We start from the raw sequence: 368 nt of genomic DNA on the forward strand, positions 1-368 counted from the left end.
CGAACCTTCGACCCTCTGATTAAAAGTCAGATGCTCTACCGACTGAGCTAATGGCTCATGCTAAGTAATGTTTCCTAAAGCTTGTTTCTGCTGAGTCAGATGTTCCAAAACACTGCGTGTTTTGTCACAGATTGCTATTCGGTTGAAGTGATTCAATGATGCTGCAATCTGCTCTACCGACTGAGCTAATGGCTCATATTCCATTAAAGGAATTGAAGTGGTGCCGGTGAGAGGACTTGAACCCCCAACCTACTGATTACAAGTCAGTTGCTCTACCAATTGAGCTACGCCGGCAAATATGGTGGAGGATGACGGGATCGAACCGCCGACCCTCTGCTTGTAAGGCAGATGCTCTCCCAGCTGAGCTA

General features: G+C 47.3%; 1 tRNA gene. It reads right to left on the bottom strand.

Features of this window, described 5'->3' with window-relative positions:
• Window positions 1-218: 218 nt before the first annotated feature.
• Window positions 219-294: transfer RNA gene (locus BK139_RS23420), tRNA-Thr, on the bottom strand.
• Between the last annotated feature and the right edge of the window lie 74 nt (window positions 295-368).

Source organism: Paenibacillus sp. FSL R5-0490 (assembly GCF_001956215.1).
Taxonomy (GTDB): domain Bacteria; phylum Bacillota; class Bacilli; order Bacillales; family Cytobacillaceae; genus Cytobacillus.